Genomic DNA, 24907 nt, shown 5'->3' with positions numbered 1-24907 from the left:
TTCGCGGCTATCGCTCAGTCGTCGCTCGTCGCGGCGTTGACCTTGTCGGTCGCTGGGTCCACGATGGCGCCTGCCTGCGCGGGCAGTTCAGAGCGAACGTCCTGATCGGCGTCTTCGGCGATGACCTCGGCATAGGCGTCGGGCATCACCTTCACGAAGTCACCGAGTGCGCTCTGCCAGTCGTCGAGGAGTTCGGCGGCGCGGTTGGAGTCGGTGTACGCGAGGTGGTTCTCGACCAGCCGGGTGAGCATCTTCTCGTCGGCGTCGCCGAGAGCGTCTTCGATGGTCACCATCTCGGTGTTGGTCTTCGCGGCAAACTCGTCGTCGGGGTCGTAGACGTAGGCGACGCCGCCGGACATCCCTGCGGCGAAGTTGCGCCCCGTCTCGCCGAGGACGGCGACGACGCCACCGGTCATGTACTCACACCCGTGGTCGCCGACGCCTTCGACGACGGCCTTCACGCCGGAGTTGCGGACGCCGAAGCGCTCGCCTGCGAGGCCGTTGATGTAGGCCTCTCCCTGCGTCGCGCCGTAGAGTGCGACGTTGCCGATGAGGATGTTCTCTTCTGCGGCGTAGTTGGCCTCGGCGGGCGTCTGGACGATGACGCGGCCACCCGAGAGCCCTTTGCCGACGTAGTCGTTCGCGGCGCCGGTGAGGCGCATCGTGACGCCACGCGCGAGGAACCCACCGAAGGTCTGGCCGGCGATGCCGGAGAACTCACAGCGGATGGTGTCGTCCGGCAGTCCTGCGCCGCCGTGGGCGTTCGAGATACGGTTCGAGAGCATCGCGCCGACTGCACGGTCAACGTTCGAGAGTTGGCGGCGGATGACGACCGGTTCGCCGTCGTCGATAGCGCCGCTCGCTTCGTCGATGAGCTTGTGGTCGACGTGTGTGTCCACGTCCGCGTGGACTTGGTCTTCGGTCTTCCGCCGGGCGCCCGATGCGGGTTCGGCGAGGATTGCCGAGAGGTCGAGGTGCTTCGCTTTCTCGTGGTCGGTCTCGATTTGCCGGAGGAGCGACGGCCGGCCAATCATCTCGTCGAGCGAGGTGAAGCCGAGTTCGGCCATAATCTCGCGGAGTTCCTGCGCGATGAACGTCATGTAGTTGATGACGTGGTCGGGTTGGCCGGGGAACCGCTTTCGAAGGTTCTCGTCTTGCGTGGCGACGCCGACCGGACAGGTGTTCTCGTGGCACTGCCGGGCCATCACACAGCCGGAGGTGACGAGCGGGGCCGTCCCGAAGACGTACTCTTCTGCGCCGAGGAGCGCGGCGATAGCCACGTCGCGGCCGGTCTTCATCCCGCCGTCTGCCGAGACGCGGATGCGCGAGCGAAGTCCCGTCGCGCGGAGCATCTGGTTCGCCTCAGCGAGGCCGAGTTCCCACGGGAGGCCCGCGTTCTTGATGGAGGTCTTCGGCGACGCACCGGTTCCGCCGTCGTGACCAGAGATGTGGACGACGTCTGCTTTCGCCTTCGAGACACCGGCGGCGATGGTGCCGATGCCGGCCTCGGAGACGAGCTTCACGTTGATGTCGGCGTCGGGATTCGCCGACTTCAGGTCGAAGATGAGCTGTTTCAGGTCCTCGATGGAGTAGATGTCGTGCAGTGGTGGCGGAGAGATGAGGCCGACGCCCGGCGTCGCGTAGCGGACGTGCGCAATCATCTCGTTGACCTTCTTGCCGGGGAGGTGTCCGCCCTCACCGGGCTTCGACCCCTGCGCCATCTTGATTTGAATCTCGTCGGCCGACGAGAGGTAGTGCGAGGTGACGCCGAAGCGGCCGGACGCGACCTGCTTGACGTTACACTCCTTTTCGGTGCCGAAGCGCTCCGGCGGTTCGCCACCCTCACCGGAGTTGGACTTGCCACCGATGCGGTTCATGGCGATGGAGTTGTTCTCGTGTGCTTCGGGCGAGAGGCTTCCGAGCGACATCGCAGCCGTCGAGAAGCGTTTGACGATGGACTCGACGGATTCGACCTCGTCGATGTCGACCGGCTCGCGGTCGGGGTCGAATTCGAGGAGGCCGCGGAGGGTCAACAGGTTCTCAGACTGGTCGTTGACCAACTCGGCGAACTCCTTGTAGCGGTCGTAGTCACCCGACCGAACGGCCTGTTGGAGCGTGCCGACGGTCTGTGGGTTCCACCCGTGGTGGATGCCGCTAGAGCGGTTTTCGTACTCGCCCTGCCGTTCGAGTTGTGGGTCCCCGCCGAACGCGGCGGTGTGGCGGGTGAGGAGGTCCTCCTCGATGACGTCGAGGCCGATACCTTCCGTGCGAATCTCGGTGCCTTCGAAGTACTCGGCGACGAAGTCCGAACTGAGGCCGACTGCTTCGAAGATTTGGGCACCACGGTAGCTTTCGACCGTCGAGATGCCCATCTTGGCCATCGTCTTGAGGAGACCGTCTTCGAGGGCGTGGATGTACGCCTCGATTGCGGCCGCTTCGTCGGCGCCGTCGGGGCCGGCGACGATGTCGCCGATACTCTGGTACGCGAGGTACGGGTTCACCGCGCCCGCGCCGTAGCCAACGAGCGTCGCGAGGTGGTGGACCTCGCGTGGGTCTCCGGATTCGACGACGAGGCCGGCCCGGTTCCGCAGGCCGTTGCGGACGAGGCTGTGGTGGACCGCGCCCGTCGCGAGGAGACTCGGGATAGCGACGCGGTCCGGGCCGACGTTCCGGTCGGACAGCACGACGATGTCTGCGCCGGCCTCAATCGCCTCTGCTGCCTCTTCGCGAACTGCTTCGATTGCGTCGCGGAGGTCTTCACCGCGTTCGTAGGTGATGTCGACGACGGTGCTGTTCATGTCGCCGTCGAGGTCTTTGATGGCGGCCGTCTGTGCGTCCGTGAGAATCGGTGAGTCGAGGACGAGTTGCCGTGCGTGGTCCTCGGACTCATCGAGCAGGTTGCGCTGGAAGCCGAGTCGCGACTCCATGCTCGTCACCAACTTCTCGCGGATGTAGTCGATTGGCGGGTTCGAAACCTGCGCGAACAGCTGTTTGAAGTAGGTGAACAGTGGGCGGTTGAACTCCGAGAGGACAGACAGTGGCGTGTCGTCACCCATCGACCCGACGGGGTCCTTCCCGTCGCGAGCCATTGGCTCGATCATGTGGTTGAGTTGGTCGTGGGTGTAGCCGAACGCCGCCTGCGTGGCGCGGAGTGCTTCGATGTTGCCGCGAGCGTTCGTGTCGGTGTGGTCGGCGATGGAGTCGAGGTGGCGCTGTTGGTCACGTACCCACTCGCCGTACTTGTCGTCGGTGAGCGACTCGAACACTTCGGCGTCGGGGATGACGCGCCCCTCGTCGGGGTCGGCCATGAAGATTTCACCCGGGCGGAGACGACCACGCGATTCGAGTTCGGCGGGGTCGGTGTCGAGTGCGCCGACTTCACTGGCGACGATGAGCTGGCCGTCGGTCGTCACTTCGTACCGGCACGGGCGCAGGCCGTTGCGGTCGAGGACGGCCGCGATTCGGTCACCATCAGTTGCGGCGACGAGGGCGGGGCCGTCCCACGGTTCGACAAGCGAGGCGTGGAAGTCGTACCAGTCACGGCGCGACTGGTCCATCGCGTCGTCGTTGCGGTACGCTTCGGGGATGAGCATCCGAAGGACGTGTGGGAGTTCACGGCCGCTCTTGAGGAGCAGTTCGACCACGTTGTCGACGCTCGCGGTGTCGGACTGGTCGGCCTTGGTAATCGGCTTGAGCGTCTCGATGTCCTCACCGAACGCTTCGTGCTGGAGGTCCGTCTCGCGGGCGCGCATCCAGTTGACGTTCCCACGGATGGTGTTTATCTCGCCATTGTGGATGACCTGCCGGTACGGGTGCGCGAGGTGCCACGCGCCCAGCGTGTTGGTCGAGAAGCGAGCGTGGACGAGCGCCAGTTCCGTCTCGAACCGCTCGTCTTGGAGGTCGGGGTAGTAGTTCGGGAGTTGCTCGGCCGTGAGGAGACCCTTGTAGACGAGGGTCTTGCGGTCGAGCGAGCAGACGTAGAATCGGCCTGCGCCTTCGAGAGCGAGCGTTTCGACTGCCTTCTCTGCAGCACGGCGGCCGAGGTAGAGTGCGCGGTCGAACGCGTCTTCGTCCATCTCGTCTTCGGGTTCGACGAGCATCTGCCAGACATCGGGTTCGGACTCCAGTGCGGTAGCGCCAAGCCCCGAGTTGTCGGTGGGAACGTCGCGCCAGTGGAAAACAGAGAGTCCGTGGTCTTCGAGTGCGTCTTCGACAACCGCCGAGACTCGTTCTCGAACGTCACTGTCGGTTGGCATGAACACCGACCCGACCGCGTACAGGTCGGGCAGGTCGCCTTCGACGATTGCTTCGAAGAACGCGTCTGGGCGCTGGAACAGGATGCCCGCGCCGTCGCCAGTGTTCTCTTCGGCCCCGGTGGTGCCGCGGTGTTCGAGGTTTTCGAGAAGTTCGAGACTGTCTGCAACGACTCGGTGCGAAGAGCCGTTCTTGAGGTCTACGACGGCCCCAACGCCGCAGTTCGAGCGCTCGTCACTTGGGTCGGCTAACCCACGACGAGCAGGGGGTGCGTCTATGTGTGGCTTGGTCATACCTACGTAGATTCACTACCCCCATAAGCAACTTTTCCTGAAACCATAAGGGTGTTACAATATCATATAAGGGGATATCGAGTATTGGTACATGCACTAGACACCCTTCGACGTGTGACGAAGAATATAAAAGACCGTGTAGAACTACGCTACTGTCGGTTCAGTAGGATTTCGCGAAGTACGCGGTTTCTTCTGCGGCCTCGCCACAGACGGCGCACTCTTCGCCGTGGTGGATCTCACTCTCTTCGTCGTCGAGGGGTACCATGACGATCTCCGCGGCGATTTGCTCTTTAATCTCTTCTTCACAGGACTCCTTGCTACACCACGGTGCTTTCACGTAGCCACCGTGCTGGCCGATGGTGCCGAGAATCTCGTTGCGCGAGGACGCCTCGCGGATGTTGGATTCGAGGTTCTCTTCGGCGGCGGCGTAGAGTTTCGCGTAGACCTCGTCGAATTGGTCGAAGACGGCCTCGGCGATGTTCTCGCGGTCGAGTTCGACAGACTCGCCGTCGGGTCGGTGGACCGCGGTGACGACTTCGTCGTCGACCTCGTTGGGGCCGATTTCGAACCGGACGGGGACGCCCTTGAGCTCCCACTCGTTGAATTTGAACCCGGGGTTGCGCTCGTCGCGGTCGTCGAGTTCGACACGGACGCCAGCGTCTTCGAGTTCCTCCGCGATTTCCTCGGCGTAGTCGAGGACCTTCTCTTGTGTATCTGCCTGCCAGATGGGGACGATGACGACCTGTTCGGGAGCGACCGTCGGGGGCAAGACGAGCCCCTGGTCGTCCGAGTGGGTCATGATGAGCGCTCCGAGCGAGCGCCACGAGAGACCCCACGAGGTGGTGTGTGCGACTTGCGTGTTCTCGTCTTCGTCCGTGTAGGTCAGGTCGAACGCCTCTGCAAATCCGGTCCCGAGGTGGTGGGAGGTCCCCGCCTGCACCGACTTGCCGTCGGGCATGAGCGCTTCCACCGTCGTCGTCGTGTGTGCGCCGGGGAACTTGTCGTGGTCTGGCTTCGCGCCCCGCAGGACTGGAATCGCGAGCAAGTCCTCGTAGACGGACTCGTACTGGTCGAGGCGGAGCATCGTCTCGTCCCACGCGTCTTCGTGGGTCGCGTGTGCGGTGTGACCCTCCTGCCAGAGGAACTCCTTCGTTCGGAAGAACGGTTTCGTCTCGGTTGCCTCCCACCGAACGACGGAGGCCCACTGGTTCACGCGCAGGGGCAGATCACGGTGGCTACGAACCCACTGAGACATGTAGGGGGCGATGATTGACTCAGACGTCGGTCGAACGGCGAGGCGTTCTTCGAGTTCCTCTTGGCCCGCCTGGGTGACCCACGCGACTTCGGGGTCGAAGCCTTCGACGATTTCCTTCTCGCGTTCGAGATAGCTCTCGGGGATGAAAAGCGGGAAGTAGGCGTTCTGGACGCCGGTGTCTTTGAACAGACCGTCGAGGAACCCCTGAACTCGCTCCCACAGGGCGTAGGCACGCGGACGTGTGACGATGAATCCACTCATTCCCTCGGGTCCGTAGTTCGCGAGGCCCGCCTTCTGGACGACCTCTGCGTACCACTCACCCGTGTTGTACTGCTTCGACTCGGTGATACCGAGTTCCTGCTCGTCGCTCATTGTCCATCGGTAGCCGTAGCGAACCCTTAAACGCCCCGAAGGGGGTGCGCCGTCGAGTCCAGCGTGTATCTTTCGAACACGGCTCTGAGACGTGGGTGCGGACGTGTCTTACCTATCACCAGTCGTTTCCGAGTGTCGTCCGTTCAGGCGGACGCATAGATACATATCGAGCGCTCTCGTACCCCAGAACTGGTGGTTGGTGTGTTAGCAATAGACAGTACCAAGGGCGGTGAGCGTCCGACGCAACCGAGTCGGCCGGTCCGGGTCGAACTCTGGGTGCCTTCTGGCAAACGAGACGAGTTCGAAGCGGTGGTCGCGCGACTGGACGATGCGGTCGAACACGGTGTCGTCGACGACTACACGGTCGAGACGTGGGACCGGTTCGTCGACCTTTCGGGGCGATTGAATTCCAGAGAACGTCACGTCCGCGACAAACTCTCCTCGTACGCGCGGTGGAGCGCGAACCGAGGCAGACAGCTTTCGGGGTTAGGCGACCCCATCACGAGAGGTATCGGCAGGATGGGTCCAGAATGCCTGACGCGGCGTGTCCCACGCGCCGTGATGGCGGAGTACGAAGAGGGTATCCTCTCGCACGTCACCGCGTGCGAGGAGTGTGTAGGTGCGCTCCAGTTGCGCTTGGACGACCTCGACTCACATACCGAACCAGACTGGTCGAACGGTCCGATAACGGTCGAGTGGTAGTCGGCTCCTCAGTAGAACGTTCATCTCACTTTTTCGAACGCGGAGTACTCGCCTGACTGCAGTCGCCCTTAGAGCGTACTGTCGAACGGACTGTCTCGCTCGCGCCACGACCAGCCCGGGAGAATCGTTTGGAACCCTGCTGCGAGGGCGGCGTCTAAGTCGTCGAGTCCGGCGGGGCCGTCCGTGTGAACTGCGACATCTGCGAAGTGGAACGTCGCCTCTGCGAGGAGACCCAGTGGGTCGCCGCCGGCGATGGTCGACGCGAGTTTTCGGCCGAGTACCTCGTCGACGATAAAGCCCGGATAGTCGTTTTTGACGTCTAACTCCCGAAGGATGCGGACGTAGGCCGCGACGTTGACTCCGACGTCGCCCTGTGCGAACACCTCGTCGACGGCCGCGAGATAGCTCTCCTCGTCCACTTCGTCGACGTGCGTCTCGAACAACACGCCGAGTCGTCCGCGAGTTTCGTTGATGAGCGGGACGATGGTGTCTGCTCGGTTTCGAACCCATCGATGTTCCTCGGTCACGGCCGCTGGTGTGAGTTCCATGTCCCCTCGAAAGGCGGCGATATGCTTCGGTTTTGCGAAGGGTTTTATAGTGACGACACGGTACATCCGGATAAGCGGGTTTTCCCTGCCTCTTCCCGCGGTCGAGATACCACCGTATTCAGTTCACTATGCTCTCTTCGCAGTCGCACGAGACCGGAACCACCACGTGTGGACCGTCTCGCGTTACCACTCCTGAGGCAGCGGTTCCCGAGACCTACCGGCGCTGGACCGGGTGGGTCGCTCGTAACTATGAGCTCCGTAGATAAACAACTCGAGAATCTGAAGGCAGAGATTACGAACGAACTTCCGCGCGACATCTCGGTTTCCGACGTCAAGTACGAGGGTCCCGAACTCGTCGTCTACACTCGCGACCCCAAAAAGTTCGCCAAGAACGGCGACCTCATTCGGAAACTCGCGAGCAAACTTCGAAAGCGAATCACGGTTCGCCCCGACCCCGACGTGTTGTCTGACCCACGCGAGGCCGAACCGCAAATATTGGAAGTCATCCCCGAGGAAGCCGGCGTCACCGACCTCGACTTCCACGTCGACACGGGCGAAGTCGTCATCGAGGCGCAGAAACCGGGCATGGTCATCGGCCGGCACGGGTCGACCCTGAGAGAGATTACCCAAGAAGTTGGTTGGACACCTGAAGTCGTCCGAACACCACCTATCGAATCTTCTACCGTCTCGAACGTCCGTAACTTCTTGAAACAAGAACGCGAGGACCGACGCCGTATCCTCGAACGAACCGGGCGCCAGATTCACCGCGAACAGCTCTCGAACGACGAGTGGGTTCGTATCACGACGCTCGGCTGCTGCCGTGAAGTCGGTCGCGCCTCGTTCATCCTCTCGACGCCCGAGACGCGCATCCTCATCGACTGTGGGGACAAGCCGGGGTCCGACGACGTGCCGTATCTACAGGTCCCCGAGGCACTCGGGTCGGGTGCGAACTCGCTCGACGCCGTCGTCCTCACTCACGCTCACCTCGACCACTCCGCACTGATTCCGCTCTTGTTCAAGTACGGGTACGACGGCCCCATCTACACGACGGAACCCACGCGTGACCTCATGGGCCTCCTAACGCTCGACTACCTCGACGTCGCGTCGAAGGAAGGCCGCACGCCGCCGTACGAGTCCGAGATGGTTCGTGAGGCAATCAAGCACACCATCCCACTCGAATACGGCGACGTGACCGACATCGCCCCCGACGTGAAACTCACGTTCCACAACGCGGGTCACATTCTCGGTTCCTCGGTCTCGCACTTCCACATCGGCGACGGCCTCTACAACGTCGCGTTCTCCGGTGACATTCACTACGACGACACGCGTCTGTTCAACGGTGCAGTCAACGACTTCCCGCGTGTCGAGACGCTCGTCCTCGAATCGACCTACGGTGGTCGCAACGACTACCAGACCGACCAGGAAGACTCCGAGAAGCGACTCATCGAGGTCATCAACGAGACGTACGACCGCGGCGGAAAAGTCGTCATTCCGGCGTTCGCAGTCGGTCGGTCACAGGAGATTATGCTCGTCCTCGAACAGGCGATGCGCGACGGCAAGATTCCGGAGATGCCCGTCCACCTCGACGGGATGATCTGGGAGGCGACGGCCATCCACACGACCTACCCAGAGTATCTCCGTGACGAACTCCGCGACCGTATCTTCCACGAGGACGAAAACCCGTTCCTCGCCGACGAGTTCAACCACATCGACGGCGGCGAAGAAGAGCGACAGGACGTCGCCGACGGCGACCAGGCCATCATCCTCTCTACGTCAGGGATGGTCACTGGCGGGCCAATCATGTCGTGGCTTCGCCACATCGGCCCAGACCCGAAATCCCGACTGGTGTTCGTCGGCTACCAGGCACAGGGTACCCTCGGTCGTCGTATCCAGAACGGCTGGGACGAGATTCCGGTCAACGACCGCGACAACAGCGGTCGGTCGAACACCCTGAAACTCAAGATGGACGTCGAGACGGTCGACGGGTTCTCCGGTCACGCCGACCGACAGGGCCTCGAGAACTTCATCAAGACGATGAACCCCCGTCCGGAGAAGGTGCTGTGTGTCCACGGTGACGAACGCTCCGTTCAGGACCTCTCGTCCGCGCTCTACCACAACTACAACATGCGGACGTTCGCGCCGAAGAACCTCGAAACGTTCCGCTTCAAGTAACGACGGTCTCTCGGCTGTCCCGGCGTTCACTGTCGGCGACTAGTTTCCCCCGCTCGCTTGCGGGCGAACATTAATCCCTCCTCTCGAACGAGTGACACCCATGCGACTCGCGCTTATCGCCCACGACGAGAAGAAGGACGACCTCATCGAGTTCGCGAACGAACGCAAAGGTGACCTCGAACAGTTCGAACTCATGGCGACGGGGACGACCGGCCAGCGTCTCATCGACGCGACGGGCCTCGATATCGAGCGCAAGCAGTCCGGTCCACTCGGCGGCGACATGCAAATCGGCGCGGAGATTGCCGACGATACCTGTGACGGCGTCATCTTCCTTCGTGACCCACTGACTGCCCAGCCTCACGAGCCCGACATCACCGCCCTCTTGCGAATCTGTGACGTTCACCAGACACCGCTGGCGACCAACCTCGCCAGTGCAGACGCCGTCCTCGACGAACTCGTCGACCAGTTGTCCGGCGAGGAGTAACGGCAGCCTCCCGCGAACTCACACCTGATACTTTTCTTCGGACGGCTGAACGAAGTGGCAGCAGTAGCTCGAACGTGACCCGCGACGGACTCGCCGGTTGCGTATCAATTCTGAAAACAGTCGCGTAGCCTTAATTACCAGAACGAAGTAGCATCCGTATGCACGCAGGGATTCGTGTGGCGCTGACGGTGTTCGTCGTCCTCATCGTCGCCACCGCGCCCGTCGCTGCCGCGAGTGGTCCGACCTCGCCGTGTTTCCCCGGTGAGGGCCACCAGTTCGATATCGGGGGCGACGCCGCCGGCATCGACCTCGTCGTCTTTCTCTCCATCTTCGAGAATCTCGGTGAGGCGGGTGGGTTCGGCATGGAGGCTACGGGTGGAATCGGCGACGAACCGATTATCCAACTCCGCGCCGGTGTCGCGTTCGACGGTGTCGGCCCCGCGACGGAGTTCCTCTCGAATCCGTTCTCGCGGTTCAGCGTCGTCTACGACTACTCGATGAACCTCCCGATGTTCGCAGGTTCCGGTGTCGAGTCGTCGTACAGAGACGACGGGTCGCCGGTGAGTGGAATCGAGACGAAGCAGTGTTAATCGCCTGTGGGCGTGGACTCGTCCACCACGGTGCTTAGTCGTCGGCGACAGTCTCAGCGGGGTCGACCACGTCTCGCGTCTCCGGATTCACTCCCACGCGCTCGCACACGTCGTCCATCGGACACGCCTCCGGCCCCTCCAAACACGCCGGCTTTCTCGCGGTACAGTACTCGCGGCCGAACTGAATCATCGCCGTGTGCCCGAAGCCGCACTTGTCGGCCGGAACGTCGCGTTCGAGTGCTGCACGGACTCCTTCGTGGTCGGCATCGGCGGGAGCGAGGCCAATGCGGCGAGAGATGCGGTGGACGTGCGTATCGACGGGGAACACACCACCGCGCCCGCCCGCGAAGAGTAAGACACAGTCGGCAGTCTTTGGGCCGACGCCCTTCATCTCTAGCAGTCGGCCACGAACCGTCGATGGGTCAGCCTCGCGGACGTAGCGGTCGAAGTTGGCCTCGCTCCCGAAGTCAGCCAGAACCTCCTCGGCGACGCCGATGATGAGTTTCGACTTTTGGTTGTAGAGGCCGGCCGAGCGGATGGCCTCGACGAGTTCCGCTCGGTCGGCCGAGGCGAGTGACTCGGCGAGGTTCGACCCGCCATACTGGTTCATCAACTCGTCGTGTGCGGGTTGACTGGCCTTGTCGCTCGTGTTCTGGCTCAGAATCGTTCGGACGAGACACTCGAATCCACCTTGCCCACCGTAGGCTTTCCGCCAGTACAAGTCGCCGAGTCGGTCGACGACGACCTCTGCACGGGTCGCAGTCTCGGGTGTCGCAGCGTCGAACACGACGTCTCGACCACCGCCGCCGGGGCCACCGCTGATGTTCTCAGACGGTTCTTCGGGCATAGTCGGCAGTTACGACCCGGCAGCAAAAAGCACTCTCTCCGGCTACTCGACGTCGATGGTCACCGTGGCGGGTGCGCCCACAGCCAGCGCGGAGACGAGTTTGTCGTCGAAGCCGTCGGCAGCGTGTTCAGCACCGACCATCCCGGTTCGGTCGTCAACGTAGTCACTCGTTCGGAAGACGATGCTCCGGTCGCCGTCGAAGGTGAGGTCGGGATGGCCACGTCCCCGAACAGATTGTTCGAACGTGCGCTCGCCCGTGTCCACGCTCACCGTTACGGTAATCGTCGCGTCGTGTGACTGGCACGCCTCGACGAACTCGTCGTCGAAATCCGCGGGTGTTCGGTCCGCCTCGATAGCGAGAATGCAGTCTCCGGCCGGGGTGAGCCAATCGTCGCTCGTCACTTCGAACGTACTCGCGTGCTCGGCGCTCACGTGCTCGTGGCCGCGGGCGCGAATGGTCTCTTTCATGGCGTGTCGTGGGGAGTGGGGAGATTTATCGTGCACGATTTGTACGGCCATTTATATACCACCTTGGTAATCGCTAACATGCCATATACGAGGGGTATGGGCGGTGTGGTAACTGTTTTCACCCGATTATCCACCGAAGTATTTATTAGTCGGACGCTTGTATGAACATGTACCTGAGCGCCTCCGGCGTTCCGGCGGCATAGCACGCAGAATGATCGGGAATTCTTATCCACGGTCGATTGCACTCCAAAGAGCAGCCGCCACGCACGGAGCGGTGATGGTATCGAGGATTGATTACGCATGGTAACGAAGCAGGAAGTGCTCGACGAGTTCGATGTACAGGAACTCGACGGGTCACGAAACATCGATCTCCCAGAAGAAAAGCTCGAGAGCGGCTCGAAAGGCGAACTCATCAAACTTGCCGGTCAACTCCGTGACCGCCGCAACGAACTGAACCAGATGGCTTCTGAACGCGCCTCCAAGCGCGACGACCTCAACGCGATGACTCGCGAGAAGGTCGACGAGGCGCAGAAGCACCGCGAACAGCGCGACGAGATGAACTCGCAGGTTCAGGAGCACAAGAACAAGCGCAACGAACTCAACGCGCAGGCCAACGAGCTGTTCGACGAGGTCGACAAGATGAAGAGCGACCTCGAACTCGACGACGGCAAGGATATCGACGAGCTCAAAGAGGAGATCGAGCAACTCGAATTCCGCCAGCAGACCGAGGTTCTCTCGACAGAAGACGAGCGCGAACTCATCGAGAAGATCGAGAACAAGCGCGAAGAACTTCGTCAGAAGAAGGACAAGGTCGAAGAGAGCGGTGACCTCGAAGAACTCATCGCCGAGGCCGAAGAGGTCCGCTCCGAAGCGTCCCAGCACCACCAGAAGGTGACCGAACTCGCTGACGACGCACAGGAGCACCACAACCAGATGATCGAGGCCTACCGCGAGGCCGACGACATCCGTGACAAGGCCGACGAGATGCACGAGCTCTTTGTCGAAGCCCAGGAAGCGGCCGACCGTCACCACGAGGACTTCGTCCGCGTCCAGAAGCGCCTCCGCGAACTCGACAAGAAGGAAGAGCGCCAGCGCAAGGACTCCCGTGCCGAAGAGCGCGAGGCCGCAAAGGCCGAGGCCGAGGAGATCTACCAGAAGTTCAAGGAAGGCGAGACCCTCGAGACCGAGGACCTCATGAAGCTGCAGAAGGCCGGACTTCTCTAAACCGGTTCATATTCTCTCTTCGTCGCTCACGCGACGTGTCATTTTTATAGCGCCCGAGCCCCGAGCCACAGGTATGGGTGACTCTCCGTGACTGACCAACTCACACGTCTCTTCAAAGCCGCCGTCGTGCTCGTCGTCACAGTGATTGCGGCGCTCGTCGGCTGGGTGCTCTTTCTCAGCGTTCCGGACGACCTCGCCGAACTGCTCGGCGTTCTCTTGGTCGTCGGAACCGTCGCCGTGGCGCTCCGCGTCGGCGGCCGGCTCGCGGCATCGGCGTTCCCGTCGTACGATGTCGCCGAAGTCGCCGTCGAGGGGCCAATCACGCGCGACGGCGGTTCGGGACGGATTCCGGGCCGTGGATCTGGGATGCCGGCCGACGACATCGTCGAGCAAATCGACGCCGCTGCAGACGACGAGAACGCCGAGGCGCTTCTCCTCAAACTCAACACGCCCGGTGGCGAGGTACTGCCGAGTGACGACATCCGCCGCGCTGCAGCGGAGTTCGATGGCCCGACAGTCGCGTACGCGACCGACGTCTGTGCCTCCGGCGGCTACTGGATAGCCAGCGGCTGTGACGAGTTGTGGTCGCACGACGCGAGTGTCGTCGGTTCCATCGGCGTCATCGGGTCGTCGGTCAACGCCTCGGAACTCGCCGAGAAGGTCGGAATCTCCTACGAGCGATTCGCAGCAGGGAAGTACAAAGACGCGGGCAACGCCCTGAAAGAACCCTCGGAAGACGAACGTGCGTACCTGCAGGGCCTCATCGACGACTACTACGACGACTTCGTCGAACGCGTCGCGGAGGGGCGCGACATGGACCCCGAGACCATCCGCGAGACGGAAGCACGTGTCTACCTCGGCGACGAAGCGCACGAACTCGGACTCGTGGATTCGCTCGGTACCCGCGACGACGTCGAAGACAGACTCGCAGAACTCCTCGACCGTGACGAGGTTACGGTTCAGGAGTTCACGCCACGCGTCGGCCTCGCAGAGCGTCTCCGGGGCAGTGCTGAAGGCGTCGCGTACGCCTTTGGCGCGGGTGTCGCCTCGTCGTTCGACGTCGACGATGGCTTTTCGTTTCGGTTCTGACCACTGGGAGGCTTTTTAGCCCACGACTGCATTCATTTTTCACGTGACCACGCTCGTCCTCTGTGTCGACCGGGCGAACGACATCGGCCGCAAGTCAGGGCTCTCGACACCCGTCGTCGGTTGGGAAGCGATTCGTTCGCTCGTCACCGACGTCGGTCTCGCAGACCCCGAGGATTCGAGCGTCAACTGCCTCCTCGAAGCGTTACGCGTCACCCGAGAACTCCGCGACGAACGCGAAGACGCGGAAGTCGCCGTCATCTCCGGGACGAGTGAGAACGCAGTCGGCGCAGACAGAGCAGTCGCGCTCCAACTCGACGAGTTGGTCGCGAGGTTCGACGTCGACTCCGCAGTGGTCGTCATCGACAGTGCAGAAGACGAGCGACTCGTCCCGGTCGTCGAGAGTCGCCTCCGCGTCGACGCAGTCGACCGGGTGGTCGTCCGACAGGCCCACGACATCGAGTCGACGTACTATCTCCTCAAGCAGTTCCTCGCCGACGAAGAGCTTCGGTCGACGATTCTGGTCCCAGTCGGTGTCGCCTTGCTCCTGTTACCGCTGCTCCTCGTCCAGTTCACACCCGCAGTCGCGCTGGCGGGACTCGCCGCGCTCCTCGGGGCAGTCCTCCTCTACAAGGGTCTCGCCATCGACGAGTTCCTCGCGAACGCGCCCGACCAGGTTCGCGACGCGCTCTACTCTGGACAGGTGTCCATCGTCACCTACGCCGTCGCGGCGGGCCTCGCAATCGTCGGCCTGTTCCTCGGCGCGCTCGCGGTTCGGTCACCCGCGAACAGTGGTGAGGAACTGTTGGTCCCGTCGCTCCTGTTCATCTACCACAGCGTTCCGTGGTTGGCACTCGCCGCACTCACCGCCAGTGCCGGGCGTCTCTTGGACGAACTCATCGGTAACGAAGTCGTCTCGACGTCGTACCTGAACCTCCCGTTCGGCGTCATCGCGATCGGGTTGGTCCTCAGAGGGTTCGCAGGGTTTCTCCTCGAACGACAGGGCGAACTCCCACACCTCGTCCTGTTCGGCCAACTCGAACTGACGCCGGTGCAACGACTGGTCGTGTTCATCGTCGCGGGCATCGTCATCAGTCTCGTCGGTGTCCGTATCTCGGCGACCGTCTCAGACGAGACGCTCGACGACGTGACCGAGACCGGGGCGAAAAACAAGAGTTAGCGTCAGTCGAGCGCGCGGTACTCGCCGTGTTTGACACCGATTGCGAGACAGACTGCACCGAAGACGAGCATCGCAGGCGTCACCATCATCAACACGGTACTCGTCGCCATGACACCCATCCCGACGAGCGCCGCGGTTCCAACTGCGACCAGACCGACGAGCAGTGCGACTGTCTTGGGGAGGTCGAACTCCATACAATTTCGTCGGGACTGACGCAACAAATTGGTTGTGGCTTCGACTCGGGAAACGGGAAAAAAGCGGTGTGTCGGTCGCTTACCAGGGTGCGAAGTCGGGGTCGACGCGACGGTCGACTGACTCGATGGCGTCGATTGCCTCGATATCTTCGTCGTCGAGTTCGAGGTCGAGCGACTCCCAGTTGTCGCGGATGTGTGCTTCGCTCGTCGCCTTCGGGATGGCCGTGACGCCCTTCTCACGGAGCCACGCGAGCGACACCTGTGGCTCGCTCACGTCGTGTTTCTCGGCGATGTCCGAGAGCACGTCCACGTCGAACACTTTCCCGCGAGCGAGTGGGGAGTACGCGACGATTTCGACGCCTTCCTCGGCGCACACCTCACGGAGTTCGTCCTGCTGGAGGAGCGGGTGGAGTTCGATTTGGTTCGCGAAGATACCCGAGTCGGAGAGTTCGACGGCGTTGCGGACCTGTTCGGGTTCGAAGTTGGAGATACCCACACGCTTCGTCAGCCCCCGCTCGACGAGTTCGTCGAACGCGGCGAGCGACTCTTCGGCGTCGTACTCGCGGGCCGGCCAGTGGACGTACAGCAGGTCGACGTAGTCGACGCCGAGCTTTTCGAGGCTCTCTTCGGTGCTCTCGATGACGTCGTCGTGCGAGAGTTCGTTGATCCACACCTTGGTCGCGAGGAAGATGTCCTCTCGGTCGACGTCGGCGGCGGCGATACCGGCACCGACCTCTGCTTCGTTCCCGTAAATCTGTGCCGTGTCGATGTGGCGGTAGCCCATCTCCAGCGCCGTCTTGACGGCGTTTTCACACTCGTCGGGGTTCGTGTTCTCCCAGGTTCCGAGGCCGAGCATCGGCATTCCGTTCGCTGTCGGCGCGTCGTCTGCAGCGGGCAGCTCTGACATAGCCGAGTCGAAGGCTGCGAGTTGAAAAGGCGTTCCGGAAGGGGGGTGAATTTCCGCATCTATCGAGACGTGAGTGTTCTGGCCCGGTGGATGCGACGCACAGCTTTATGTGCTGTGTGATAGCACCCCACTAGCGGTGAACCGACATGTCGTCCACATCAGACCAACTGACCGAAGAGAACACGAACGCCTTCGCCCATCGAATCGCGGGTGACTCGCTCGTCTACGAGTGTCCGAACTGCGAGTTCGGAGAGGTGCTCGTGACCGAACTCATCGAAGCGGACGACGCTCGGTGTCTCGATTGCGGGACGACGTACCGACTCTGCGTCGAAGTCGTCGAGTGAGAAGACACGGGCAACATCGGCGTCACCCCGTGAGACTTCCTCGTGGTGAGAGACATGTCTCGTGACTCGATTGTAGGGCAAGCGAGACTGTCTTGTCGATAGAGCGCCTCTAGGGGCGTCATGCGACTACTCCGTCCAGCCTTCGCGCTCGCGTTCGTCGTCATCCTCGCCGGGTGCCTCGGTGGGACGACTACCATCTCTGCCGAACCCGCGACGATTCCGTCGTCGGCGTACGAGACACACGGCTACGTCCACGGAAACAGCACCGTGATTCCACTCTCGTACAACGTCGGTGTTGGCCCGGCGTCGAGAACAGTGGGCGTCGAGATGTGGGCGTCCGGCTACTCGAAGACGACCGCTGACGACGACATCGCCGACATCACTGGACTGCTCGTTCTCTCTTCGCCGAACAGAGAAGTCGCCGGTCAGTCGGCGAACCCGCTGGCGAACCTCGGCAATCGCGAACTCGTCGGGGCTGGACTCGAACTGCTCTCGGATGCACAGGCACTCGGAAACGTTCCAGAAGTCAACGGGCTTCGAGAAATCGAAGCGCGACCCGTGACGATACTCGGTGAAGAGACGGAACTCGTCACCTACGCTGGCACGGTTGTGGTCGAACCCGGTGAGACCACCGTCGACGGGGAGTCGGTCGCCTACGACGGTGGCAGCGCCGAGGTTCGAGTCCATCTCGCGACGGTCGAACACGAAGGAGACGTCATCGTCGTTCTCGCGGTCCACGGCGCGGAGGTCGACGAGTCAGACGCGATTGCAGCGTTAGCAGGCGCTGTCGAACATCCGGGAACGGTCGAAAAAACGGGAGCGTAAGTGGGTCGCCGGCGAGTTAGTAGAACTCGCGAACGAGGTCCATCGCGTCGTCGGGTGCGCCCGATGGGATGTCGGACATGTTCTCCGTGACGCCGAACTTCTCTTCGTAGGAGACGGAGCTCTCGTCTTGGTAGATGATTCCCTCGTACTCCTTCGAGGAGTCGAGAATCTTCTCTTTGGCCGCGTCGTAGTCGGTCGGGTCGTGGTCGGTGTCTGCGAGGTCCACGAGGTTGTCGCGGAAGTAGTCGTAGGTGTCCACGTCGTTGAACGTGACACACGGACTGAACACGTTCACGAAGCCGAAGCCGTCGTGTTCGATGGCTGCCTGCACGATTTCGGCGTGGCGCTTGTGGTCGGTCGCGAACGACTGCGCGATGAACGTCCCACCGGCGGCCAGTGCGAGTGCGTGCGGATTGACCGGCGGCTGTTGTGGGCCGTCGGGCGTCGTGGACGTCTCGAAGTCCTCACGCGAGGTCGGCGACGCCTGCCCCTTCGTCAGGCCGTAGATGCGGTTGTCCATGACGGTGTACGCCATGTCGACGTTGCGGCGGACAGCGTGGATGAAGTGGCCTGCACCAATCGAGTACCCGTCACCGTCACCACCGGCGGCGACGACGGTCAGGTTGGGGTTGGCCAGTTTGACGCCGGCGGCGACGGGAAGCGAGCGCCCGTGGACGCCGTGGATGGCGTACGAGTGCATGTACGTTCCAATCTTGCCGGAACAGCCGATACCGGCGACCACGAACGTGTTGTCGGGGTCGGTGCCGGAGTTGGCCAGCGCCTTCATGATGCCGTTCATCGTCCCGAAGTCCCCACAGCCGGGACACCAGGTCGGTTGCTTGTCTGATTTGAAGTCGGTGAAGCGGACGTCTGAGCTCATGCTGAAACCTCCTCTGCGTCGAGGGTTGCCTTAATCTGCTCTGCGAGTTCGTCCGCCTTGAAGCGGACGCCGTCGTACTTGTTTATGCGCTTGACGCGGGTCAGTGTGTCGTGTTCGACGACGTTCGCGAACTGTCCCGTCGCGTTACATTCGACGACGATGACTTCGTCGGCCGCCTCGATGTCCTCGGTCAGGTCGGGACGCGGGAACATGTACGGCACGGACAGGAAGCGAACGTCGATGCCATCCTCTTCGAGGAAGTCGAGTGCTTCGACGAGCGCACCCTCGTTCGAACCCCACGAGAGGATGAGGGTGTCGGAGTCGGCGTCACCGAACTCACGCGGCGAGAGGTCTTCGGACGATTTCGCCGTCTCGACCTTGCGTTCGCGCTTGTCGACCTGCTCGACACGCATCTCTCTGTCTTCGGTCCGGCGACCGAGTTCGTCGTGTTCGAGACCCGTCGACATGTGGGCACCCTGTTCCGTTCCGGGGAACGCGCGCGGACTGATGCCGTCGTCGGTGAGGGCGTGCGGTTGGAACCGGCCCTTCTCGTCGAGCCATTCGTCGATGGAGTCTTCGTCGACGACCTTGCCGCGGTCGATTTCGACTTTGTCCATGTCGAAGACTTCCGGTGCGAAGGTCTGTTCCGTGACGGCCATCGCGAGGTCGGCCGCGACGTAGACCGGAACCTGGTACTTCTCGGCCATGTTGAACGCTTCGACCGTCTTCCAGAAACACTCAGAGATACTGGTCGGAGCGACGACGAACCGCGGAATCTCGCCGTGGCCGCCGTAGAGCATCATGTTCAGGTCGCCCTGTTCTTGCTTCGTCGGCATCCCCGTCGAGGGACCGGAGCGCATGACGTCGACGATGACGAGTGGCGTCTCCGAGGTGGCGACGAGACCGAACGTCTCGGCCATCAGGTCGATACCCGGACCGGAGGTCGCCGTCATCGAGCGTGCACCGGCGCGTGCCGCACCGAGTGCGAGGTTGATGGCGGCGAGTTCGTCTTCCGCCTGCACGACGTGGCCACCGTAGCGCTCGATTCGGCCGGTCAGGTACTCCATCACGTCGGTCGCGGGAGTGATGGGGTAGCCGGCGTAGAAGCGACAGCCAGCGGCGATGGCACCCATACCGATTGCCTGGTCGCCGTTGATGAGGACGTAGTCGTTGTCCGTCGTTTCGAGGTCGTAGTCGAACTCGTAGTCGAACTCTTCGTGAACGTATTCGAGTCCGGCGCGAGCTGCTTTCTTGTTGTTCTCGACGATGGCCTCGCCCTTCCCGCCGAAGCGCTTCTTGAGTGCGCTGTCGAGGTTCTCGATGGGGAAGTCGGCGACGGCGCACGCCGCACCCAGTGCGACGACGTTGCGCATGATGGCGCCACCCGCTTCCTCGGCGAGTGCTTTGAGGGGAACGTCCAGCCCAATCATCCCCTCCGGAATCTCGACGTCAGCCATAGTCGAGCGGTCACCGTCGTAGATGATGACGGAGCCCTCGTGGAGTTCGTCGAGGTTCTCGTCGATTGTTCGTTGTGTAAGTGCGATGAGCACGTCGAGTCTGTCGACGACGCTCTGTACGGGGTCGATGGCAGTCCGAACCTTGTACGCCGTGTAGCCACCACGGATTCGCGATGCGAAATCCTTAGAGGTGAACACGTGACGTCCAGCCCGGGAGAGTGCCTGAGCGAAAATCTTCCCCGTGGAGTCGATACCATCGCCAGCCTCGCCGCCGATGGCCCAATTGAAGTCCGCAGGCATGCTGAGTGAAATCTACCCATAGCCGGGTCAAAAGCCTTCTGAAAATTTGTGTAATACATCAGTGGAGTCGATATATGGAAACCGGTGTTCCAGACGCCGAGAGTGTGTTTTTCGACGGGCTATCCGTATCGATTCTGTACTCTCTCGCCGCACGGTGGACAATTGTCCAATTATCCTGAATTTGGCCTTCTCGCGGCAATCATCTCCGCATCTTCACGTGTCAGTGTGCGGTGACGCGGTACGGAAGGCAAGGCCCTTGTGAGCCTACACCGAAGCGAGTCCATGGACGCAACCGTCACCGTCGCCGCGGCCCACGACGTTGGGCCCGGAACGGTCGCCATCGAGTTCGAGACGCCAGCAGAGTTCGAGGCCAACCCCGGCCAGTTCGTCAAACTCTCTGCGGACGTCGACGGCGAGTCGTACGCCCGCTTCTACACGCTCTCTTCGCCCGGCGTGACCGACACGTTCGAAGTCACCGTCGGTATCGACCCCGAGGAAGGAGGTCCGTTCAGCCGACACCTCGAATCGCTCAGCGCGGGCGATACCATCGACCTCTCCGGTCCGTTCGGACAGAGCTACTACGACGGCGAAGACCGCGTCGTCGTCCTCGCCGGCGGCCCGGGCATCGGCCCCGCAGTCGGTATCGCCGAGGCGGCCGTCGCCGACGGAAACGAGGCCGCTGTCGTATACCTTGATGACGCGCCCGCGCATGAAGACCGACTCGACGCCCTCGGAAACGATGGCGCGAGCGTCGTCGTCACCGACGACGATGCTGACCTCTCCGACGCTGTGGCAGCAGCACTCACCGGAAGCGAAGCCGAGCAGGTGTTCGTCTACGGATTCGCCGACTTCGTCGACGCCGCCGTCGAGGCGATCGAGGCAGCGGGCGGCGACGCGGACGCCGCAAAAGTCGAAAACTTCGGATAGGTAGCCGAACCGGTCTCTTCGTTCTCACTCGACGGGGCGCCACGCCGTCACGACGGCGACGGCGAGTGCCCCAACGACCCACCCACCGAGTCCAAGGAGTGCCACGAGCGGCGTGGTCCCGCTTCCTGACTCGACGGCGACACCGAAGACGAGCGACCGGAACGCACCGTTCGGACTCGCTGCGAGGACGAACGGGACAGCGTCGATTCCGATGGTTCCCGAGGCGAGTCCAGCGACTGCTGCGGCGTCGACGCCGACGATGAAGACGACGAGCAATCCGACGGCGAAGGCGAGTGCCTGTCTGGTGGTGCGCGCGGCAGCTGAGATTGCGAGTGCGACAGCCGCTGTCGCCAGCGCGAAGACCACTGCGAGGACAGTAAACCGAAGGAACGCGACGGGTGAATCGGCCGCCGCATTCACCGCGAGGAAGGTCGGCTTGGGCGGTGACAACACCGGCACGGTCGCGGCCGCGACGAGAAGCGACCCGAAGACGACGGCGACGAGTGCGAGACTTCGCCCGAGATACACGCCGCCGACGTAGGCGGGACGAGAGACGTCGAACGTTCGGAGGACGTCTAACTCGCCGGTCTGTCGGTCCGAGAGCACTGCGCGGTAACAGAGTGCGAAGGCGAGGAGTGGGACGAGCGCTTCGACGAACGGGGTCAAATCGAGGACGAGTGGGACGTATCCACCGCGCGACCCTGACCCTGCGGCCGCGACGGCGACGACCGTGAGTCCGAACACGACCGAGAGGGCGAGGACGGCAGGCGTTCGGACGACAGTTCGGAGTTCGCGTGCCGCGATAGAAAAGAGCGCATCGGCGTCTCTCATCGGCCGTCCACCTCGTCGGTCGTGACGAGTTCACCGAACGCTGTCTGGAGGTCCGTTGCACCGGTTGACTCGAGTATATCTCGTGGTGCGCCATCGGCGACGAACGTCCCGTTGTCGAGGACGAGGACACGGTCTGCGGTTCGCTCGACTGGGCCGAGGTTGTGCGACGAGAGGATGATTGCCGTCCCGTCGGTGGCGAGGTCAGAGACGATACCGAAGAGTCGCTCGACCATTCCCGGGTCGAGGCCGCTCGCGGGTTCGTCGAGGATGAGGACGGCCGGGTCGCCGATGAGTGCTCGACCGAGGCCGAGGAGGCGAGTCATCCCACCGGAGAGTGCTTCGACTCGCCGGTTTGCCGCGTGGGCGAGTCCGACGCGGTCGAGGATATCGTGCACGTCCACGTTGTCGTCGACGAACTGCGCGTAGAACCGGAGCGTATCGACGGCGGTGAACCCTGTTCGGAAGCCCGGTTGTTGCGGCAAGTACCCCACGCGAGTGTGTCCGTTGGTGCCGACCCGAATCGTCCCGTCGTCGGGCGCGCGAACCTTCGCGAGGAACCGGAGGAGCGTGGACTTCCCTGACCCGTTCGGCCCGACGAGTGCGACGATTTCGCCCGGCGCGACCGACAGCGACACGTCTTCGAGAACGTGGATGTCTCCGTACGCGTGGGAGAGGCCAATCGCCTCGATTGCGTGGCCACGGTGTTCGTCACCCGATTCGACGCTCGTCTCTCGTACCTCGGTGTCTCCTTCAGACATCTGCTCGCTCCGTCGTGTTTAGCCCGGCAACCACGTCTGGTTGGACTGGGTTCGTTCGCGGTGCTGCGTCGACTACACCCGACCCACGGAGGCCGGCGACGTCGTCTCGGGCGCGGCGAAGTGCGTCCATCATGGGTGACCGCGAGAGGGTGAGTGCTGCCGAGTCTCTCCCGAGCTCGGCGTCGACCGGGCCGGATGGTTGGAACGCCCGGTCGTACACGCCGTCCCCATCGGTATCTTCGAGCGGAAGGTCGCCCCAGTAGTTTCCGTCTCCCTCTCGTGTCCACGTCCGCATGGGGCCGAGAGTCGATTCGACCTGCACGTCGTTGTCGACGATGTCGTTGCCGACGACGACGTTCGTCGGGAACGTCGAACTCCCACGGACGCCCACGTCGTTGCCGACGACGACGTTTCGCGTGTACACTTGCCGGTCGCCGCTCACGTCCATGCCGTACTCGTTGTCGGCGAAGACGTTGTCCGCGACGTAGGTGTCGCTCCCGGCGGGGATGAATCCGAAATCAGAGTCGCGGACGTCGTTTCCGACCACGAGGTTCCCGACGGGGCGTGTCATGATGATTACCCCGACTCTGTTCTCGCGGACGACGTTGTCGGCGACGAGCATGTTCGAGGTGTACATCTGGTGGACGCCGTAGCGACCGTCTTCCATGTGGTTGTTCCTGACGACGCTCCCGTCGGCCCGATGGGTGTAGACGCCGTCGCGGCCGTCGAGGAACGTCGAGTTCTCGACCACCGAGCGTTCACCGATGAGGACGACACCCATGAACCCCTCTGAGGCCGTTTCTGCGCCCTGTACGGTCATGTTTGCGAGCACGCTGTCGGCGCTCTCGCGGACGATGACACCACTCGACGGTGTGTCGATGGTGACATCACGAACGGTGGATTCGTTCGCGCCGTCGAGGACGATACCGGCGTCACCGCGGCCGTAGGCGAGTTGGACGCGAGTGTCCCAGTCGACGGATTCGTTGGTCGCCCGGACGCGACGCGTTCCCACGTCGCCGACACCCGAGATAGCGAGCGACCCGACGGCCGCCCGGTCAGCCCGGACGTGAACGACAGTCCCGTTGCCATCGCCGACGAGTCGGGTGTCGGGGCCGTCGCCGACGAGGGTAATCGAGCGATTCAGGGAGATCGTATCGACCGAGTAGGTGCCCGCCGGAACGTAGACGGTCGTGTTCGCGGGTGCGGATTCGACGGCCGCCTCGATGGTCGGCGCGTCCTCGCCGACGACAGTCGAGACGGGCCGGTCGAAGAGTGAATCACTCGCAGCAGTGGTCTGGTTCACCCAGTTCTGGTGGTCGGAAACAGAAGCGTCGAAGGCGTCGAGTCGCGTCGAGAGTGGACTCTCCGAGCGCTCGCGGAGCGTCTGCCAGTCGACGACGTCGCCGCCGTACTCGTCGGCGAACGATGTCGCCGCACTCGGGTCTGAAAACGGCACGACGATTGGCCCAGTGGGAACACGGGCACCGGAGTCGACGACGAACGACGCATCCGATGCCTCGACCCAACCGGTGGTGCGGTTGTGTTTGGTTCTGAGGTATCCGTCGTCGTCGACGAGTGGCGTCACGCTGGCGTAGTCGGAGACGAACACCGCGAGTGGGTCGCCGAACTGGCGCGCGCTCTCGGCAGACGACACGTCGGCCGCAGCGGTCGTCACGTCGTAGTAGCCGATGACGTACCGGTACTGCGAGAAGTGGACCTGCGCGATAGGAACCTCGAAACCTTCGACTTCCGACAGTCGACTGTCGACGGCCGTCCCGCCGGTCTTGACCGTGTCGTCGAAGGGGACGGGTGAGACTGCACCCGAAGCAGGAATGACGAACGAGACACTTGCGAGGACGAGCACGACGGTCACCACACCGGCGACCCACTTGGCCGCTGTCGGGGTTACGAGTGCCATCGTCTGTCAGCGCCCGTTGGCCTCGTGGCCACTGGTGGGTCGCAGGCGACTGTCCCCCGATGCAAGGCCTGTGTCGTTCTCCACGCTACAC

Annotated in this window: 22 protein-coding genes; 10 read left to right on the top strand and 12 right to left on the bottom strand. The window is 62.7% G+C overall.

The features are described from left to right. Positions 1 to 14: 14 nt before the first annotated feature. Positions 15 to 4547 (bottom strand): glutamate synthase large subunit, encoded by a 4533-nt coding sequence (gene gltB / locus GJR98_RS13795; RefSeq protein WP_151139220.1) that lies wholly within the window; start codon positions 4545 to 4547, stop codon positions 15 to 17. Positions 4548 to 4707: 160 nt separating this feature from the next. Next, the gene (gene proS, locus GJR98_RS13790; protein WP_151139219.1) at positions 4708 to 6174 is read right to left on the bottom strand and encodes a proline--tRNA ligase; all 1467 of its coding nucleotides are present in this window, start codon (positions 6172 to 6174) and stop codon (positions 4708 to 4710) included. Between the two features lie 210 nt (positions 6175 to 6384). Between proS and GJR98_RS13785 the strand changes: the two genes are divergently transcribed. Further along, a complete protein-coding gene (locus tag GJR98_RS13785) occupies positions 6385 to 6876 on the top strand; it encodes an HTH domain-containing protein (RefSeq protein ID WP_151139463.1) in 492 nt (163 codons plus the stop codon). A gap of 68 nt (positions 6877 to 6944) precedes the next feature. Here the strand turns inward: GJR98_RS13785 and GJR98_RS13780 are convergent, their stop codons facing one another. Continuing rightward, the gene (locus GJR98_RS13780; protein ID WP_151139218.1) at positions 6945 to 7424 is read right to left on the bottom strand and encodes a hypothetical protein; all 480 of its coding nucleotides are present in this window, start codon (positions 7422 to 7424) and stop codon (positions 6945 to 6947) included. Between the two features lie 249 nt (positions 7425 to 7673). On the opposite strand from GJR98_RS13780, the gene GJR98_RS13775 reads away from it, so the two are divergent. The 3 genes from GJR98_RS13775 to GJR98_RS13765 all read left to right on the top strand — a co-directional run bounded on the left by GJR98_RS13775 (position 7674) and on the right by GJR98_RS13765 (position 10670). Beyond that, positions 7674 to 9596, top strand: coding sequence for a beta-CASP ribonuclease aCPSF1 (locus GJR98_RS13775; protein WP_151139217.1), 1923 nt, complete (start codon positions 7674 to 7676; stop codon positions 9594 to 9596). Between the two features lie 100 nt (positions 9597 to 9696). Then, entirely contained in the window at positions 9697 to 10080 is a 384-nt protein-coding gene (locus GJR98_RS13770) for a methylglyoxal synthase (protein WP_151139216.1), read from the top strand. Between the two features lie 158 nt (positions 10081 to 10238). Then, a complete protein-coding gene (locus tag GJR98_RS13765; RefSeq protein ID WP_151139215.1) occupies positions 10239 to 10670 on the top strand; it encodes a DUF7332 family protein in 432 nt (143 codons plus the stop codon). A 34-nt stretch (positions 10671 to 10704) separates the two neighbouring features. On the opposite strand, the gene GJR98_RS13760 is transcribed toward GJR98_RS13765, so the two are convergent. After that, the gene (locus GJR98_RS13760; RefSeq protein WP_151139214.1) at positions 10705 to 11517 is read right to left on the bottom strand and encodes an endonuclease III domain-containing protein; all 813 of its coding nucleotides are present in this window, start codon (positions 11515 to 11517) and stop codon (positions 10705 to 10707) included. A 42-nt stretch (positions 11518 to 11559) separates the two neighbouring features. Further along, a complete protein-coding gene (locus tag GJR98_RS13755; RefSeq protein WP_151139213.1) occupies positions 11560 to 11985 on the bottom strand; it encodes a DUF371 domain-containing protein in 426 nt (141 codons plus the stop codon). Positions 11986 to 12285: 300 nt separating this feature from the next. Between GJR98_RS13755 and GJR98_RS13750 the strand changes: the two genes are divergently transcribed. From GJR98_RS13750 to GJR98_RS13740, 3 genes are all read left to right on the top strand, one after another. After that, positions 12286 to 13209 carry a coiled-coil protein gene (locus GJR98_RS13750; protein ID WP_151139212.1) on the top strand — a complete coding sequence of 308 codons (924 nt, stop codon included), beginning with the start codon at positions 12286 to 12288 and terminating at the stop codon, positions 13207 to 13209. Positions 13210 to 13296: 87 nt separating this feature from the next. Next, on the top strand, positions 13297 to 14298 hold the full coding sequence (gene sppA / locus GJR98_RS13745) for a signal peptide peptidase SppA (RefSeq protein ID WP_151139211.1): 1002 nt from the start codon (positions 13297 to 13299) through the stop codon (positions 14296 to 14298). 43 nt (positions 14299 to 14341) lie between these two features. Then, on the top strand, positions 14342 to 15475 hold the full coding sequence (locus tag GJR98_RS13740; RefSeq protein ID WP_151139210.1) for a DUF373 family protein: 1134 nt from the start codon (positions 14342 to 14344) through the stop codon (positions 15473 to 15475). Positions 15476 to 15477: 2 nt separating this feature from the next. Here the strand turns inward: GJR98_RS13740 and GJR98_RS13735 are convergent, their stop codons facing one another. Then, on the bottom strand, positions 15478 to 15669 hold the full coding sequence (locus tag GJR98_RS13735; RefSeq protein ID WP_151139209.1) for a DUF7333 family protein: 192 nt from the start codon (positions 15667 to 15669) through the stop codon (positions 15478 to 15480). 79 nt (positions 15670 to 15748) lie between these two features. Further along, positions 15749 to 16531, bottom strand: coding sequence for an aldo/keto reductase (locus tag GJR98_RS13730; RefSeq protein ID WP_151139462.1), 783 nt, complete (start codon positions 16529 to 16531; stop codon positions 15749 to 15751). A 191-nt stretch (positions 16532 to 16722) separates the two neighbouring features. Here GJR98_RS13730 and GJR98_RS13725 point away from each other — a divergent pair, with 191 nt between their 5' ends. Further along, a complete protein-coding gene (locus GJR98_RS13725) occupies positions 16723 to 16920 on the top strand; it encodes a hypothetical protein (protein WP_151139208.1) in 198 nt (65 codons plus the stop codon). Positions 16921 to 17040: 120 nt separating this feature from the next. Beyond that, entirely contained in the window at positions 17041 to 17745 is a 705-nt protein-coding gene (locus GJR98_RS13720; protein ID WP_151139207.1) for a DUF6517 family protein, read from the top strand. A 16-nt stretch (positions 17746 to 17761) separates the two neighbouring features. On the opposite strand, the gene GJR98_RS13715 is transcribed toward GJR98_RS13720, so the two are convergent. Both GJR98_RS13715 and GJR98_RS13710 read right to left on the bottom strand, forming a co-directional pair. Further along, on the bottom strand, positions 17762 to 18625 hold the full coding sequence (locus GJR98_RS13715; RefSeq protein WP_151139206.1) for a 2-oxoacid:ferredoxin oxidoreductase subunit beta: 864 nt from the start codon (positions 18623 to 18625) through the stop codon (positions 17762 to 17764). Next, entirely contained in the window at positions 18622 to 20382 is a 1761-nt protein-coding gene (locus tag GJR98_RS13710) for a 2-oxoacid:acceptor oxidoreductase subunit alpha (RefSeq protein WP_151139205.1), read from the bottom strand. Before GJR98_RS13710 ends, GJR98_RS13715 begins: the two co-directional genes overlap by 4 nt. Before the next feature lie 282 nt (positions 20383 to 20664). Between GJR98_RS13710 and GJR98_RS13705 the strand changes: the two genes are divergently transcribed. Then, on the top strand, positions 20665 to 21309 hold the full coding sequence (locus GJR98_RS13705; RefSeq protein WP_151139204.1) for an FAD-dependent oxidoreductase: 645 nt from the start codon (positions 20665 to 20667) through the stop codon (positions 21307 to 21309). A gap of 24 nt (positions 21310 to 21333) precedes the next feature. Here GJR98_RS13705 and GJR98_RS13700 read toward each other — a convergent pair whose 3' ends face one another. From GJR98_RS13700 to GJR98_RS13690, 3 genes are read right to left on the bottom strand one after another with little or no spacing between them, the layout of a single operon-like run. Next, positions 21334 to 22140, bottom strand: coding sequence for an ABC transporter permease (locus GJR98_RS13700; protein WP_151139203.1), 807 nt, complete (start codon positions 22138 to 22140; stop codon positions 21334 to 21336). Continuing rightward, positions 22137 to 22898, bottom strand: coding sequence for an ABC transporter ATP-binding protein (locus tag GJR98_RS13695; protein WP_151139202.1), 762 nt, complete (start codon positions 22896 to 22898; stop codon positions 22137 to 22139). The genes GJR98_RS13700 and GJR98_RS13695 overlap by 4 nt, the downstream gene beginning before the upstream one ends. Continuing rightward, the gene (locus GJR98_RS13690; protein ID WP_151139201.1) at positions 22891 to 24816 is read right to left on the bottom strand and encodes a NosD domain-containing protein; all 1926 of its coding nucleotides are present in this window, start codon (positions 24814 to 24816) and stop codon (positions 22891 to 22893) included. Before GJR98_RS13690 ends, GJR98_RS13695 begins: the two co-directional genes overlap by 8 nt. Between the last annotated feature and the right edge of the window lie 91 nt (positions 24817 to 24907).

This window comes from Haloferax marinisediminis, from assembly GCF_009674585.1.
In the GTDB taxonomy this organism is placed as follows: domain Archaea; phylum Halobacteriota; class Halobacteria; order Halobacteriales; family Haloferacaceae; genus Haloferax; species Haloferax marinisediminis.
The sequence above is the reverse complement of the archived record's forward strand: the minus strand, read 5'-3'. Positions and strand labels throughout refer to the sequence as shown.

Excerpts from the sequence above, each read along its gene's own strand:
- GJR98_RS13770 (WP_151139216.1), top strand. The coding sequence starts at position 9,697 with ATGCGACTCGCGCTTATCGCCCACGACGAGAAGAAGGACGACCTCATC.
- GJR98_RS13690 (WP_151139201.1), bottom strand. The coding sequence starts at position 24,816 with ATGGCACTCGTAACCCCGACAGCGGCCAAGTGGGTCGCCGGTGTGGTG.
- GJR98_RS13755 (WP_151139213.1), bottom strand. The coding sequence starts at position 11,985 with ATGAAAGAGACCATTCGCGCCCGCGGCCACGAGCACGTGAGCGCCGAG.
- GJR98_RS13710 (WP_151139205.1), bottom strand. The coding sequence starts at position 20,382 with ATGCCTGCGGACTTCAATTGGGCCATCGGCGGCGAGGCTGGCGATGGT.
- GJR98_RS13725 (WP_151139208.1), top strand. The coding sequence starts at position 16,723 with ATGTCGTCCACATCAGACCAACTGACCGAAGAGAACACGAACGCCTTC.
- GJR98_RS13715 (WP_151139206.1), bottom strand. The coding sequence starts at position 18,625 with ATGAGCTCAGACGTCCGCTTCACCGACTTCAAATCAGACAAGCAACCG.
- GJR98_RS13720 (WP_151139207.1), top strand. The coding sequence starts at position 17,041 with ATGCGACTACTCCGTCCAGCCTTCGCGCTCGCGTTCGTCGTCATCCTC.
- GJR98_RS13735 (WP_151139209.1), bottom strand. The coding sequence starts at position 15,669 with ATGGAGTTCGACCTCCCCAAGACAGTCGCACTGCTCGTCGGTCTGGTC.
- GJR98_RS13695 (WP_151139202.1), bottom strand. The coding sequence starts at position 22,898 with ATGTCTGAAGGAGACACCGAGGTACGAGAGACGAGCGTCGAATCGGGT.
- GJR98_RS13750 (WP_151139212.1), top strand. The coding sequence starts at position 12,286 with ATGGTAACGAAGCAGGAAGTGCTCGACGAGTTCGATGTACAGGAACTC.
- proS (WP_151139219.1), bottom strand. The coding sequence starts at position 6,174 with ATGAGCGACGAGCAGGAACTCGGTATCACCGAGTCGAAGCAGTACAAC.
- GJR98_RS13760 (WP_151139214.1), bottom strand. The coding sequence starts at position 11,517 with ATGCCCGAAGAACCGTCTGAGAACATCAGCGGTGGCCCCGGCGGCGGT.
- GJR98_RS13700 (WP_151139203.1), bottom strand. The coding sequence starts at position 22,140 with ATGAGAGACGCCGATGCGCTCTTTTCTATCGCGGCACGCGAACTCCGA.
- GJR98_RS13780 (WP_151139218.1), bottom strand. The coding sequence starts at position 7,424 with ATGGAACTCACACCAGCGGCCGTGACCGAGGAACATCGATGGGTTCGA.
- GJR98_RS13775 (WP_151139217.1), top strand. The coding sequence starts at position 7,674 with ATGAGCTCCGTAGATAAACAACTCGAGAATCTGAAGGCAGAGATTACG.
- GJR98_RS13730 (WP_151139462.1), bottom strand. The coding sequence starts at position 16,531 with ATGCCGATGCTCGGCCTCGGAACCTGGGAGAACACGAACCCCGACGAG.
- GJR98_RS13765 (WP_151139215.1), top strand. The coding sequence starts at position 10,239 with ATGCACGCAGGGATTCGTGTGGCGCTGACGGTGTTCGTCGTCCTCATC.
- gltB (WP_151139220.1), bottom strand. The coding sequence starts at position 4,547 with ATGACCAAGCCACACATAGACGCACCCCCTGCTCGTCGTGGGTTAGCC.
- GJR98_RS13705 (WP_151139204.1), top strand. The coding sequence starts at position 20,665 with ATGGACGCAACCGTCACCGTCGCCGCGGCCCACGACGTTGGGCCCGGA.